The sequence below is a fragment of the Algoriphagus antarcticus genome, assembly GCF_002150685.1.
Lineage (GTDB): Bacteria > Bacteroidota > Bacteroidia > Cytophagales > Cyclobacteriaceae > Algoriphagus > Algoriphagus antarcticus.
In genome coordinates, this window is record NZ_MSSW01000042.1 from 81,334 (window position 1) to 94,269 (window position 12,936).

Annotated in this window: 11 protein-coding genes and 1 tRNA gene; 10 read left to right on the plus strand and 2 right to left on the minus strand. The window is 39.2% G+C overall.

The genetic code is table 11. The annotated features are described in order from the left end of the window. The first annotated feature begins 21 nt into the window (after positions 1-21). The 7 genes from BVH04_RS14260 (at position 22) to BVH04_RS14295 (ending at position 6,643) form a co-directional block, all read left to right on the plus strand. Complete coding sequence (locus tag BVH04_RS14260) at positions 22-582, plus strand: hypothetical protein (RefSeq protein WP_086542143.1); 561 nt, start codon at positions 22-24, stop codon at positions 580-582. Positions 583-793: 211 nt separating this feature from the next. After that, positions 794-1,036 carry a hypothetical protein gene (locus tag BVH04_RS14265; protein WP_086542144.1) on the plus strand — a complete coding sequence of 81 codons (243 nt, stop codon included), beginning with the start codon at positions 794-796 and terminating at the stop codon, positions 1,034-1,036. A gap of 569 nt (positions 1,037-1,605) precedes the next feature. Continuing rightward, on the plus strand, positions 1,606-3,552 hold the full coding sequence (thrS, locus tag BVH04_RS14275) for a threonine--tRNA ligase (RefSeq protein WP_086542145.1): 1,947 nt from the start codon (positions 1,606-1,608) through the stop codon (positions 3,550-3,552). Between the two features lie 87 nt (positions 3,553-3,639). Then, positions 3,640-4,194 (plus strand): translation initiation factor IF-3, encoded by a 555-nt coding sequence (gene infC / locus BVH04_RS14280; RefSeq protein WP_086542146.1) that lies wholly within the window; start codon positions 3,640-3,642, stop codon positions 4,192-4,194. A gap of 25 nt (positions 4,195-4,219) precedes the next feature. Next, positions 4,220-4,414, plus strand: a complete 195-nt coding sequence (gene rpmI, locus BVH04_RS14285) for a 50S ribosomal protein L35 (protein WP_086501405.1) — start codon at positions 4,220-4,222, stop codon at positions 4,412-4,414. 108 nt (positions 4,415-4,522) lie between these two features. Then, positions 4,523-4,867: a 50S ribosomal protein L20 gene (rplT, locus tag BVH04_RS14290; RefSeq protein ID WP_086501406.1), complete on the plus strand. Its 345-nt coding sequence runs from the start codon at positions 4,523-4,525 to the stop codon at positions 4,865-4,867. A 144-nt stretch (positions 4,868-5,011) separates the two neighbouring features. Next, complete coding sequence (locus tag BVH04_RS14295; protein ID WP_086542147.1) at positions 5,012-6,643, plus strand: apiosidase-like domain-containing protein; 1,632 nt, start codon at positions 5,012-5,014, stop codon at positions 6,641-6,643. Positions 6,644-6,673: 30 nt separating this feature from the next. On the opposite strand, the gene BVH04_RS14300 is transcribed toward BVH04_RS14295, so the two are convergent. Continuing rightward, a complete protein-coding gene (locus tag BVH04_RS14300; RefSeq protein WP_086542148.1) occupies positions 6,674-7,990 on the minus strand; it encodes an Nramp family divalent metal transporter in 1,317 nt (438 codons plus the stop codon). Between the two features lie 417 nt (positions 7,991-8,407). Between BVH04_RS14300 and BVH04_RS14305 the strand changes: the two genes are divergently transcribed. Continuing rightward, a complete protein-coding gene (locus BVH04_RS14305) occupies positions 8,408-9,226 on the plus strand; it encodes an SDR family oxidoreductase (protein ID WP_086542177.1) in 819 nt (272 codons plus the stop codon). A gap of 14 nt (positions 9,227-9,240) precedes the next feature. Then, positions 9,241-11,880: an MGH1-like glycoside hydrolase domain-containing protein gene (locus BVH04_RS14310; RefSeq protein ID WP_086542149.1), complete on the plus strand. Its 2,640-nt coding sequence runs from the start codon at positions 9,241-9,243 to the stop codon at positions 11,878-11,880. Between the two features lie 246 nt (positions 11,881-12,126). Here BVH04_RS14310 and BVH04_RS14315 read toward each other — a convergent pair. Continuing rightward, positions 12,127-12,200 (minus strand) — tRNA-Met (locus tag BVH04_RS14315). 301 nt (positions 12,201-12,501) lie between these two features. On the opposite strand from BVH04_RS14315, the gene BVH04_RS14320 reads away from it, so the two are divergent. Then, positions 12,502-12,897, plus strand: coding sequence for an START-like domain-containing protein (locus BVH04_RS14320; protein WP_086542150.1), 396 nt, complete (start codon positions 12,502-12,504; stop codon positions 12,895-12,897). Positions 12,898-12,936 lie beyond the last annotated feature (39 nt).

Sequence of the window (12,936 nt, forward strand, 5' to 3'; positions counted from 1 at the left end):
CTTAAACAAGATTTTAAAATTATGTTAGCTTCTTTTAAATCAATTTTTATCGTCCTCTTGCTGGTTTTGATGTCAAAACAATTTCAATCTTTTGCCCAAACCGAAACCGAAACATTCACCGCAAAAAAAGCTGTTTATCTCGAAGTTGGCGGAAGTTCTGGAATCTATGCGATTAACTACAGCAAAATTTTCCATCAGAAAGGGAAGCTAAAGTTGAATGCCAGTGCAGGTTTTTCTATGCTGCCTCGAAGGTTAAATTCTAAAACAACATGGCTTCCACTAGTACCCGTAGAGGTATCAGCCTTTTACGGCAAGTCAAACCATCATCTGGAATTGGGTTTTGGTTTAACATCTTACCTAGCGAGTACCCTCGATTTTGATCCGGAAACCTTAGAATTAATCGAAAAAGTGGGTTATGATGCCTCCATACCTCTAAGGATAGGCTATAGATACCAAAAACCTGAGGGTGGATTCTTTTTTAGGGTTGGCTATACGCCAATTATTGACTCTCGGCCAAGAACAGGAGGAAATTGGTCCTTCTATCCTTATTGGGCAGGAGTAAGTTTTGGTAAGAGTTTTTAAATAATGTAGGTCCTATCGAAGTTATATCCTAGTGATCAATTACTATTAGTCGAGTTTCGTCTATAAAAAGCTGAGAATTTTTAACCAAATCTCCACCATAAATAGGCTATTTTGAAGAATTGATTTAATCTTGAGTTACTTGGCTTAACAGCTTGAGAAGCATTTGAAAAAAAGAAATAAATCACGACATTTAAGCTTAAAGCAGAATAATATGGCTACAGTTGACAGTATAAGAAATGAATTGATAGAAAAACTTCTTTCAATAAAAAACAGAGATTTTTTAGAAGCTCTTGATAAACTGATTTCTTCAAGTGCGCCTTTATCCGGTAAGGTGGAATTGACTGAAGAACAAAAAATGATGTTGGAAATGAGCGAGATAGATATAAAAAACGGAAAACTGATTTCTCAAGAAGCAATGGACAAAAGAAATCAGGAATGGCTAAACGCAAGATAATCTGGACAAGAACAGCAGACCTTCAATTTGTCGGCATTTAGAATATTGGGTTAAGAAATAAGTCAGCCAGCTATTCTAAAAAACTTTTAAAATTAGTTTCCAAAAGAACCAACCAAATTTCGGAAAAGTCTTTTATTTACACATCGACTGATTTCAAAGATATTAAAGTATCAGCTTTGGACAAGTTTAGTATTTATTACAAAGTCACCGATGAACAAATTATTATAGCAGCATTTTGGGACAACCGGCAAGACCCTAAAAAACTTTTAAAAGCTTTACTAAACGTCTGAACACACTGCTCAACAATTTAGTTCTAACTACTTTTCGCGGACGACAAATGAAACCACCGCGCTTCTTTAAGCCTTGAAAATAGGCACCTAAAAATATTTTTCACAAAGCAGCTTTTGCAGCCAAAGACTCTGAAAATCCTGTACTAATCGTCTATACCGTGAAGAAATAAGTATTCATTTCCATATTCCCTTCCCATATATTTTTTGGTTGCATTCGTGTTTTGCATATTTGCAGCTTAATATTTATGCCTTTTTGTATGGGCAGAACTAATTTTACACATGTCACAACTTATTAACATTACCCTTCCGGATGGCACTGTGAAGGAGTATGACAAAGGAACTACCGGACTACAGATTGCTGCAAGTATCAGCGAGGGTTTAGCGAGAAACGTTCTAGCCGCAAAAGTAAATGGACAGGTTTGGGATGCTACCCGAGCGATCAATGAAGATTCAAAAGTCCAATTATTGACCTGGAATGACGGAGAAGGCAAAAATACTTTTTGGCACTCTTCAGCTCACCTGCTTGCAGAAGCATTGGAAACTCTTCATCCGGGTATCAAGTTCGGTATCGGACCTCCGATCGAAACAGGTTTCTACTACGATGTAGATTTTGGTGATAAGACACTGGACGGTTCCGAACTCGAAGCCATAGAGAAGAAAATGATCGAATTGGCTCGGGAAAAGAATGAATATCTCCGCTCAGATGTGTCGAAGAAAGACGCGATCAATTATTTCCAGGAAAAAGGAGATGAGTACAAATTAGATCTTTTGGAAGGATTGGAAGATGGTACAATTACATTCTATCAGCAAGGAAACTTCGTAGATCTTTGCCGTGGCCCACATATTCCAAATACTGGTTTTGTAAAGGCTGTGAAGCTGACAAACATCGCTGGAGCTTATTGGAGAGGGGATGAGAAGCGCAAAATGCTGACTCGTATTTACGGCGTTACTTTCCCAAAAGCTAAGGAGCTATCCGATTACCTGACTTTGCTGGAAGAAGCAAAAAAGCGAGATCATAGAAAATTAGGACGAGAATTAGAATTATTCATGTTTTCTGAGAAAGTAGGAGCGGGTCTTCCGCTTTGGCTTCCTAAGGGCACTTTATTGCGTGAGCGATTGGTGAATTTCATGAAGAAAGCGCAGGATAAGGCTGGATATCAGCAGGTAACTACACCACATATTGGCCACAAAGCTTTGTATGAGACTTCTGGGCACTACGAGAAATATGGTAAGGATTCATTTCAGCCGATTACTACCCCGCATGAAGGTGAGGAGTTTTTGTTGAAACCGATGAACTGTCCACATCATTGTGAGATCTACAAGCATAAGCCGCATTCCTATAAAGAGCTGCCGATTCGCTATGCAGAGTTCGGAACAGTTTATCGATACGAACAAAGTGGTGAGCTGCATGGCTTGACTCGTGTGAGAGGATTTACTCAGGATGATGCACATATCTTCTGTCGCCCGGATCAGGTGAAAGAGGAATTTATCAAGGTAATAGATTTAGTTCTTTGGGTTTTCAAAGCGTTGGGTTTTGACGATTACACTGCCCAGATTTCCTTGAGAGATCCGGGAAATCCCACCAAATACATTGGCGGTGATGAAGCTTGGAACAAAGCAGAATCCGCGATTATCGAAGCTGCTGCAGAGAAGGGGTTAGATACAGTTACTGAGCTAGGTGAAGCGGCATTCTATGGCCCAAAGTTGGACTTTTTGGTCAAAGATGCTCTGGGAAGAAAATGGCAGTTGGGAACTATCCAGGTGGATTATCAATTACCAGAAAGATTCGAGTTGGAATATATAGGCTCGGATAACCAAAAACACAGACCTGTGATGATTCACAGAGCACCGTTTGGTTCTCTGGAACGCTTCGTTGCGGTACTCATCGAGCACTGTGCTGGCAACTTCCCGCTATGGCTTTCTCCTGAGCAGATAAATATTTTGCCTATTTCTGAAAAATATGTAGAATATGCTGAAGAGATAAAATCAATCCTCGAAGAGGTAGGAATATCAGGTTCTATAGATAACAGAGATGAAAAAATCGGAAGAAAAATCCGTGACTCTGAAGTTAAAAAAGTGCCTTTTATGCTAATAGTGGGAGAAAAGGAGCAGGAAGAGCGAAAGCTTTCTGTCCGTAAACATGGTGAAGGAGATCTAGGTAACTTCTCAGCGGAGGAGTTTATAAATTATTTTCAAGGGATTATTTCAGCATCATTGAGTAAGTAATACTAGGGTATTATTTAATTCAGTTTTTCTTAATTAGAAATAATTCCGATATTTGCATCCAATTTCATAAAAACAATCAACGCAAACTTGAGAAACCAAAGACAACCCTATAGAGGTAGACAGGAAGAGCCTTATAAAGTAAACCACAAAATCAGAGCACGTGAAGTAAGACTGGTTGGAGATTTCGTCGAAGGCGGTAACGCACTGCTCCCACTCGAAAAAGCCATCAAACTCGCTCAGGAAAATGATCTGGATCTTGTAGAGATTTCTCCCAATGTTGAACCTCCAGTTTGTAAAATCCTTGACTACGCAAAGTTTAAGTACGAGCAGAAAAAGAAGCAAAAGGAGATCAAATCCAATGCAGCGAAGATTGTTTTGAAGGAAATCAGATTCGGACCGAATACGGATGAGCATGATTACAATTTCAAACTGAAGCATGCAATCAATTTCTTGAAAGAAGGCGCAAAGGTGAAGGCATACGTACATTTCGTGGGTCGTAGCATTGTGTTTAAAGAACGAGGAGAGATGCTACTTCTGAAATTCGCTCAGGCGCTGGCAGAATTCGGTGCAGTAGAGCAGCTTCCAAAAATGGAAGGAAAGAGAATGAACATCTTCATCGCTCCGAAGGCAGGAAAGAAATAAATTTCAACTAAATAAATACAGCAAAATGCCAAAGGTAAAAACCAAATCCGGTGCAAAGAAGAGGTTCGCTTTAACGGGAACCGGCAAAATTAAAAGGAAACACGCTTTCAAAAGCCACATCCTAACCAAGAAAGCTACCAAAAGAAAGAGAAACTTGACCAAAACTGGTCTAGTTCATGAATCTGACGAAGGTAGAGTAAGAGCAATGTTGAGAATCTGATTTTCAGCAGTAGCTTAAAAAATTAATTAATTAAGGTTTATTTATTCACCAGATAGTTTGGTAATCAAGACCTAGCAATAGGCACCAACTGTCAAAAAACAAAACACTATGCCTAGATCGGTAAACGCGGTTGCGTCCAGAGCAAGAAGAAAAAAAGTGCTAAAAGCCACAAGAGGTTACTTCGGAAGAGGTAGCAACGTTTGGACAGTAGCCAAAAACAAGTATGAGAAAGGTCTTCAGTATGCGTACAGAGATCGTAAAGCGAAGAAAAGAGAATTCAGAGCTTTATGGATTCAGCGTATCAACGCAGGTGCAAGAATGCACGGCGTATCCTATTCTCAATTAATGGGATTATTGAAGAAAGGTGAGATCGAACTTAACCGTAAGGTTTTGGCAGATCTAGCCATGAATCACCCTGAAGCATTCAAAGCTGTAGTTGAAACTGTAAAATAAGGTTGCACTGTCTTATTTTATTAAAAGCCTTCCCTCGGGAAGGCTTTTTTGGTTTAGGAGATTTAGGTGGAAATCTGGTTAACGTTCATTTGCATATCTTACTACCTTAATTAATTCGAAGACACTGGTAACCGAAGATAGTTTATGATATCCCTACGATTATTTTTTATAATTCTGTTCTCACTTTGCCATCACTTTTCCTTCGCCCAAACGGCTAAATATGATCGGTTTGAACATACATTTTCTAGCTCAAAAGACTATGAAAATGCCCTTTATGATGTCAATACATTTGATATCACTTTTTCTTCACCTTCAGGTCGGGAGAAAACTGTCAGAGGCTTTTGGGATGGAGGAAGAAACTGGAAAGTTAGATTTATGCCAGATGAAGTGGGTGTATGGAATTTTAGATCTATCTCATCTGATACAAATAACTCAGGTTTGCATGAGGTCAAAGGAACTTTCGAATGCATAGAAAATGAAAGTGAGCTGGATATTTACCAAAAAGGTAACCTGATCCAACCAAAAGGTACCTATCATCTAAGTCTTGCCGACGGAACTCCGTTTTTCTGGACAGCGTGTACTGCCTGGAATGGAGCCTTGAAATCAACTGATGAAGAATGGGATTATTATTTGAACAATAGAAAGGCCCATCACTATAATACCATTCAATTGGTAACTACTCAATGGAGAGGTGGAACTTCAAATGCCGAAGGAAAAGTAGCTTTTACCGGTTCAGGTAGAATTACGCTCGATCCAACTTTTTTTGATCGAATTGATCAGAAAATAGAAGAAGCCAATGAAAAGGGTTTGGTCGTTTCCCCAGTTATTCTTTGGGCGCTTCCATTTGGAGAAGGATCCGAATTTAGTCCAGGCTATTATTTGCCGATAAAAGAAGCAGTTTTGCTGGCAAAGTATATTGTCGCTAGATATCAGGGAAACCATGTGCTATGGACACTGGGGGGAGACGGTAAATATTACGGGGATTTGGAAGAAAGATGGAAATCAATCGGTTCTCAGGTTTTTGGAGAGGGAAAGCATCTAGGTTTGGTTACGCTGCATCCGCATGGATTGTCATGGATAGGGGACTTGTACGAAGATCAGGAATGGTATGATGTGGTCACCTACCAATCTTCACATTCCAATGAAGCAAATACCGTCAATTGGATTAATAAAGGACCAGTTGCTGACAGGTGGCAAAAGATCCGCCCGGTTCCTCTCATCAATACTGAACCAAATTACGAGGAGATTGGATTTAAAATTACTGCTAAGGATGTCCGAAATGCCTCTTATTGGAGTGTGTTTGCAGCACCGATTTCTGGAATTACTTACGGAGCCAATGGGATATGGCCTTGGCTGAGAAATGGAGAGGAAATAGAAAACCATGGTTCGTCCAAAGGAACGCATACCTGGAAAGAAAGCCTTGACTTCTATGGAAGTCACCAGATAGGTTACTTACATGAGATGATTAGCAAGTTTGATTGGGTGAAATTCAGACCAGCAAATGAATTACTGGTCGAGCAGCCTGGAGATAAGGTATTTAATCATTTTGTATCGGTCGTGGCTAATGAGGATAAATCAACTATTTTGGTTTATTCTCCCGTAAAGCAGCTCGTTAAACTTTTTGTACTGGATGGTATTGAATATAACGTGCGTTGGTTTGACCCAGTTAAGAATTCATATCAGGCAATTTCTTTGAATAAGCAAGGTCATGTGCTTGAATTTGAAAATCCACTTGAGCAGGATATGGTGTTGATTTTGGAGAGATCTGAATTGTAGAATTTTTGCTAATCCATGATTCAATTTGACTTAGATCAGCTTCACAATTCCATACACAGATACCATTCCTATAGAAACCACACTTAGCCAAAACAGAATGCTTGACAAATATCCTGAAGCTAGGTTTAAAGCATCATTCTTAAATCGAAACTGAATGGCTGCATAGACAACCAATAATAGCAAGACAGAGCCTATCACGCCTCCAGACAAGACCATAAAAGCAGGGAGTTTCACAAAAGCAAAGGCAATTGCCCAGAGAACTGGTAAAACCCAGGCCAATATCGCCACCCAAGTTCTTCTGGTTTTCAGATCTTGCCAATCTATCCAACCTAATTCTCCGAAGATATCCGGAAACAGTCTCGTCCAATAAGCCAGTGTAGCAAATACACTTGAAAAAAGCACAAAGAATGCTCCCGTGATATAAGCAAGACGGGCATTTTCCCCCAGCGTTTGTGTGTAGATATTGGCTAAGGTTTCTATCAGTTCATTGCCACTTGGGATAGCCTCATTGCCATATAGGATAGAGGCTCCTAATAAATAAAAGGCGGCAGTGACTACCGTATAGATTACCATTGCGACGATTGCATCCAAGTACATTATTTTTATCCAGCCATTTGCCCGATTTTTCCACTCTTCACTGCCGTCATTTTCACCAGTATATTTGGCATAGCCTTTCTCCAGGCACCAATAGGTGTAAGCAATAATCTCGTCACTTGCGACTCCCGTGATCCCAAAAGCACCTATAGCGACAAAAATCAGATCTGAAGGTAAAGTAAAGGTTAAACCACTTGCCAAATCTGAAAAAGTAAAACCAAACGGACTGTAGTTAACAGCTATCACAGAAGCAAGCGTAAAAACAGTAAAGCCCACCACCATAAACATAGAAGTCTTTTCAACGATGCTGTAGTAATTTCTGTAAATCAATAAGCTAGTAACTGCGCCCAAAATGAAAGCAAGTAAAATAGGGGAGAGCTGAGGCAAAAGCATACTTAAAGCTATGGCTGCTCCACCAATCATCCCGCCCAATTGAAGAATCTTGAAAAGTGTCAATAAAAAGGTAGTCCAAACTGCCCAGTTTTTTGGCCCATGCAACTTGGAGAATGAACCCATAAGCGGCTTTCCGGTTACAATGGCATTTTTTCCAAACTCCAGCTGAATGGCGACTTTGACCAAGCAACTGACTAGAATAATCCAAAACGTGATAAAGCCTCCTTTTGCTCCAAGTACAGTAGTAGCGATTAATTCTCCTGAACCTACAATGGAAGCTGAAAGTATAAATCCAGGTCCAAGAAACTTGAATTTCTCAAAAAGTGAAGTTGGTGGATTCTTTATTTCGGGAGATATCATCTGCTAAAAATAGATAATATATTTTCGTTAGGTAATGCGAGGATATGAATATCCACCTCCCTCCAAAAGCAAAATTTACCTGCTACTGGGCTTCGTGTTCTAAAAGAGTTGACTGATAAGGTTATTTTTGGTTTCTGCGATTTTTTACTGTGATTATACGGAATCTTGCCAGTAGAAAATTTATAGGATCAAAAATTCAAAGACACCTTGAATTCTGATTTACACCGGTCTTCGGTCTTCCAACCCATTGACCAAAGAGAATTCGCTTACTGGCAGAAAAGCGTACATACATATTTTTTATTAATGAAATTACTACCTCATATTTATACCTTGAAAGTTCGACTAGACCTTTTATCCAAAAGCATTCTTTGTAATAAAAACTTCTTCCAAAGAATGCTCTTAGAAATCCACGAACACATGCAAAAAATCAACAAACGATTAGTAGGACAAACAGCCATAGTCACTGGAGCAAATTCAGGAATAGGAGAGGCAATTGCCTATGCTTTGGGCAGAGAAGGCGCAAATGTAATAGTCAATTACATTTCCAACCCTGAAAAAGCAGAAGAGATCGCTCATGCTATTATAGGAGATAAATGCTGCGGAGGCGCGATAGCTGTGAAGTGTGATGTGAGTAAAGAGGATCAAGTGGTCAGTATGTTCAAACAGGCAGTAGACCATTTTGGCACTGTTGATATCTGTGTTCCCAATGCAGGTTTGCAAAGAGATTCAAGCTTGCATGAAATGAAACTTGAAGATTGGCAGCTGGTCTTGGATGTGAATCTAACCGGGCAGTTTTTATGCGCTAGAGAAGCAATCCGAGAATTCCTAAGGCGTGGAATGCGTCCTGAAGTTTCGAGTTCTTTGGGTAAAATTATACACACAAGCTCTGTTCATCAGATTATTCCCTGGTCTGGGCATGCTAACTACGCAGCTACAAAAGGAGCCATAGTCATGTTGATGGAAAGTATTTGTCAGGAATATGCTCCTCTCAAGGTTCGATGTAATGGCATTGCTCCGGGTGCAATCCAGACTCCTATTAATAAAGATGCTTGGGAAAGCCAAGAAGCTTTAACGAAACTGCATAGGCTTATTCCATATAAGAGAATTGGGGTACCAGAGGATATTGGAAGTACGGCTGCTTGGCTGGCATCTGATGAGTCTGAATATATCAATGGAACTACAATATTTGTAGATGGAGGCATGACTTGCTATCCTGGTTTTACAGAAAACGGTTAAAATTTTAGATAAAGATGTCAAAAGAATCTGCTGAGCAAAAGCGCATTTTAGAGAAAAACACCAAAGAAAAAGACTGGCTAAAATGGGGTCCATATCTGAGTGAAAGACAATGGGGGACTGTCAGGGAAGATTATAGTGCAGATGGAAGCGCTTGGGAATACTTTCCACACGATCATGCACGGTCACGAGTATACCGCTGGGGGGAAGACGGGATCGCTGGCATATCAGATGAATATTGCAACATTTGCTTTGCTGTGGCACTTTGGAACGGTAAAGATCCAATATTAAAAGAGCGACTTTTTGGACTCACTGGAAATCAGGGAAACCATGCAGAGGATGTGAAAGAGTTGTATTACTATTTAGAAAATACACCTACCCATTCGTATATGAAGCAGCTGTATAAGTACAGCCAAAACGAATATCCTTATGAAGAGCTAATTAAGGAAAATCAAAAAAGAGACAGAAATGCCTTAGAATACGAGATTCTCGATACTGGTATTTTTGATGGAAATGCTTATTTCGATGTGATCACTGAATATGCGAAAGCAGATTCTGAAGATTTACTCATCCAAATCACCATTACAAATAGAAATACTGAGGCTGCACCACTCAGCATTTTACCTACTTTATGGATTCGCAACTATTGGAGTTTCCGAGAGATCGATCCAAAGCCAGCCATTCAAAAGCAATCGAAGAGCAAATCTCACTTTGTATCTATTTCACATTCCTATGTGGGCAACTACAATTTATATTTTGAAGAAGCTGACCAGTTACTTTTTACCGAAAATGAGACCAATACAGAAAAATTATTTGGCGTAAAAAACGATCACTCTTTCAAAAAGGATCTTTTTCACGATGCTGTAGTAAACAACGATTTTTCTAAAGCTTGCCAAAATCAAAGCGGAACTAAATTTTCACCTCTATATCAGCGAAATATCGGCGGAGGAGAGCAGGTTATCATTCGGCTCAGACTTTGCAAATCAGCTGTGGAAAATCCTTTTGATGAAGACTTTGAGACAATTTTCAAAGCCAGAAAATCTGAATCTGACATTTTCTATCAGACGTTAACCGCTGACATCTCCATAGATCAGGCTGCTATTCAAAAACAGGCATTAGCAGGTTTACTTTGGTCAAAACAATATTACAATTATGATGTAGAGACATGGCTGGAAGGTGATGCTAAAGAACCCAAACCGCCAGTTTCCCGACTAAGGGGCAGGAACAGTAGTTGGGATAAGCTGCGCAACCATGATATTATGCTTATGCCAGACGCATGGGAATATCCATGGTATGCAGCATGGGATACCGCTTTCCATTGTGTCACTTTCGCATTGATAGATCCAGACTTTGCAAAAAAGCAGTTACTACTTTTTACAAAAGAATGGTATATGGCTCCCAATGGTCAGATACCAGCCTATGAATGGTCTTTGAGCGATGTCAATCCTCCCGTGCAGGCTTGGGCTGCTATCAAAATTTTCCTTTTGGAAAAAAATGCAACAGGAAAAGGGGACATCAATTTCTTGAAAAGAATGTTCAATAAGCTCAGCCTGAACTTCACCTGGTGGGTCAATAGACTAGACGGAAGATCGAACAACGTATTTGAAGGGGGGTTTCTAGGTTTGGACAATATAGGCGTATTTGACAGAAGCAAAGGGGTGCCAGGTAATGGGATTCTTGAACAAGTAGATGGTACCGCATGGATGACGCTATTTTGTCAGAATATGCTCCAAATAAGTTTAGAACTTGCCTTGGAAGATGAAACGTTTGAAGACATGGCTACCAAATACTTTGGCCATTTTGTATTTATTGCAGAATCGCTTAATAAAATGAGTAAAGACTTCGAAGGAATATGGGATGACAAGGATGCTTTTTTTTACGATCAACTTATACTTCCAGATAATACTTTTATGCCGATAAAAGTGAGATCTATTGCCGGTATGCTCTCGCTGGCAGCTGTGTTTTGTATAAAGAAAGAGGTGCTACAGAAGTTGCCTAAGTTTCAAAAAAGTGTGTTGTGGTTTGTGAAATACAGAAGGGGTAAATTGAAGTATAAGGTGATCCAGGATTATGATGAGGGTAAAGATTTGCTTCTTTCCTTAGTACCTGAAGATAGAGCGAGGAAATTGCTTAAAGCCCTATTAGATGAAAATGAATTCCTTAGCCCTCATGGAATACGATCTTTATCAAAAATCCACGAAACTGCCTATAACATTACGATTGACTCGGTTGATTATGGAATTAGTTATGAACCTGCGGAGTCTACCACTTCTCTTTTTGGGGGCAATTCCAACTGGAGAGGGCCAGTGTGGTTTCCCTTAAATTATCTTTTCATCGATGCGCTGAAGGAATATTTTAAGTATGCAGGTGAAAATTTAAAGTTTGAATATCCTACCGGATCAAAAAATCTCCTTGATCTCAATGAAATCAGTCAAGAGTTAAGTAAGCGATTGATCAAGATATTTGAGAAAAATGAAAATGGAGATCGCACGGTAAATTCTCTACATAAGAAATGGTATGCAGACGAGAATTTTAAAGATCTTATCCTTTTTTATGAATACTTCCATGGAGACAATGGTAGGGGCATAGGAGCATCCCATCAAACTGGATGGACGGCATTGGTTGCAAACTTGATACAGGAAACAAAAGGGAAGTGATTGGGGGAAAATTTTTGAAGCTCACCAAAGTATTCTTGGATAACAAAACGAGATTTGAATTTACCTGTAGGTCGCAAATCCTTATCGGTTATGCATGTAAGTCTAAAAGGTAGCGTATAGGAATCCTGAGTGTAAGAATAATGAGGAAGAATATTATTTTTGTGATTATACGGAATCTTGCCTGCGCTTCTCTTTATTTTCAATTTAAGCAAAAAGAAAAAGGCTTCCATTTCTGAAAGCCTTTAGTAGCGAGAGGGAGATTTGAACTCCCGACCTCAGGGTTATGAATCCTGCGCTCTAACCAACTGAGCTACCTCGCCATGTATAATAACTCCCGATACATATCGGGATGAGCTACCTCTCCAAATATTTTTTAATGTTTATTCAGTTACTTCAAACATTTTCTAATACCTCAGAATCATTTATGGGGTATTGATTTTTGAAATTAATGCCTATATTAAAGCACATTCATCAGTCTAATGATTTTGTTGAGAATCGTATATTATCAACCCAGAAAACCTCCCTTTCAAATGGGAATGCAAATATGAGGTCTTGTACTGTGAAATGCAAGTTGACGTTCTTTAAAAAAGTGATTTTTTACATAGTGTAAAAGCGAATATCATGGTTAAAAATAAGTTTGTGGCTGATTATCAAATCAATGCCTCCAAAAAAATAGTATTCCATTATTTGAGTACCGCGAGTGGACTAGAAGAGTGGTTTGCAGATGAAGTGAAAATAAACGAGGATAAGAACTATATCTTCAATTTTGACAACGAGGACCATTATGCCCGTCTAGCTTCTCAGCGAAGTAATTCCCATGTCAAATTTGAATTTTACGATCCTAAAAATCCAGATGAGTCAGATCATGCTTTCATAGAATTTAAACTGGAAGAAAATGATCTCACCCAAACGTTGTTTTTAAAAGTGATAGATTACTCTGATAGCTATGAAGATGATGAGTTAGTCGCTATCTGGGAAGGGATGATTGGAAGATTGAAAGAAATTATAGGTGGGTAATCTCAATTGATTTTACCAAATTTGAACTTCGACTCCAAG

What these genes read in the sequence shown, in the direction of transcription:
- BVH04_RS14260 (WP_086542143.1), top strand. Translation starts at nt 22, where the DNA reads ATGTTAGCTTCTTTTAAATCAATTTTTATCGTCCTCTTGCTGGTTTTG.
- BVH04_RS14265 (WP_086542144.1), top strand. Translation starts at nt 794, where the DNA reads ATGGCTACAGTTGACAGTATAAGAAATGAATTGATAGAAAAACTTCTT.
- thrS (WP_086542145.1), top strand. Translation starts at nt 1,606, where the DNA reads ATGTCACAACTTATTAACATTACCCTTCCGGATGGCACTGTGAAGGAG.
- rpmI (WP_086501405.1), top strand. Translation starts at nt 4,220, where the DNA reads ATGCCAAAGGTAAAAACCAAATCCGGTGCAAAGAAGAGGTTCGCTTTA.
- rplT (WP_086501406.1), top strand. Translation starts at nt 4,523, where the DNA reads ATGCCTAGATCGGTAAACGCGGTTGCGTCCAGAGCAAGAAGAAAAAAA.
- BVH04_RS14295 (WP_086542147.1), top strand. Translation starts at nt 5,012, where the DNA reads ATGATATCCCTACGATTATTTTTTATAATTCTGTTCTCACTTTGCCAT.
- BVH04_RS14300 (WP_086542148.1), bottom strand. Translation starts at nt 7,990, where the DNA reads ATGATATCTCCCGAAATAAAGAATCCACCAACTTCACTTTTTGAGAAA.
- BVH04_RS14305 (WP_086542177.1), top strand. Translation starts at nt 8,408, where the DNA reads ATGCAAAAAATCAACAAACGATTAGTAGGACAAACAGCCATAGTCACT.
- BVH04_RS14310 (WP_086542149.1), top strand. Translation starts at nt 9,241, where the DNA reads ATGTCAAAAGAATCTGCTGAGCAAAAGCGCATTTTAGAGAAAAACACC.
- BVH04_RS14320 (WP_086542150.1), top strand. Translation starts at nt 12,502, where the DNA reads ATGGTTAAAAATAAGTTTGTGGCTGATTATCAAATCAATGCCTCCAAA.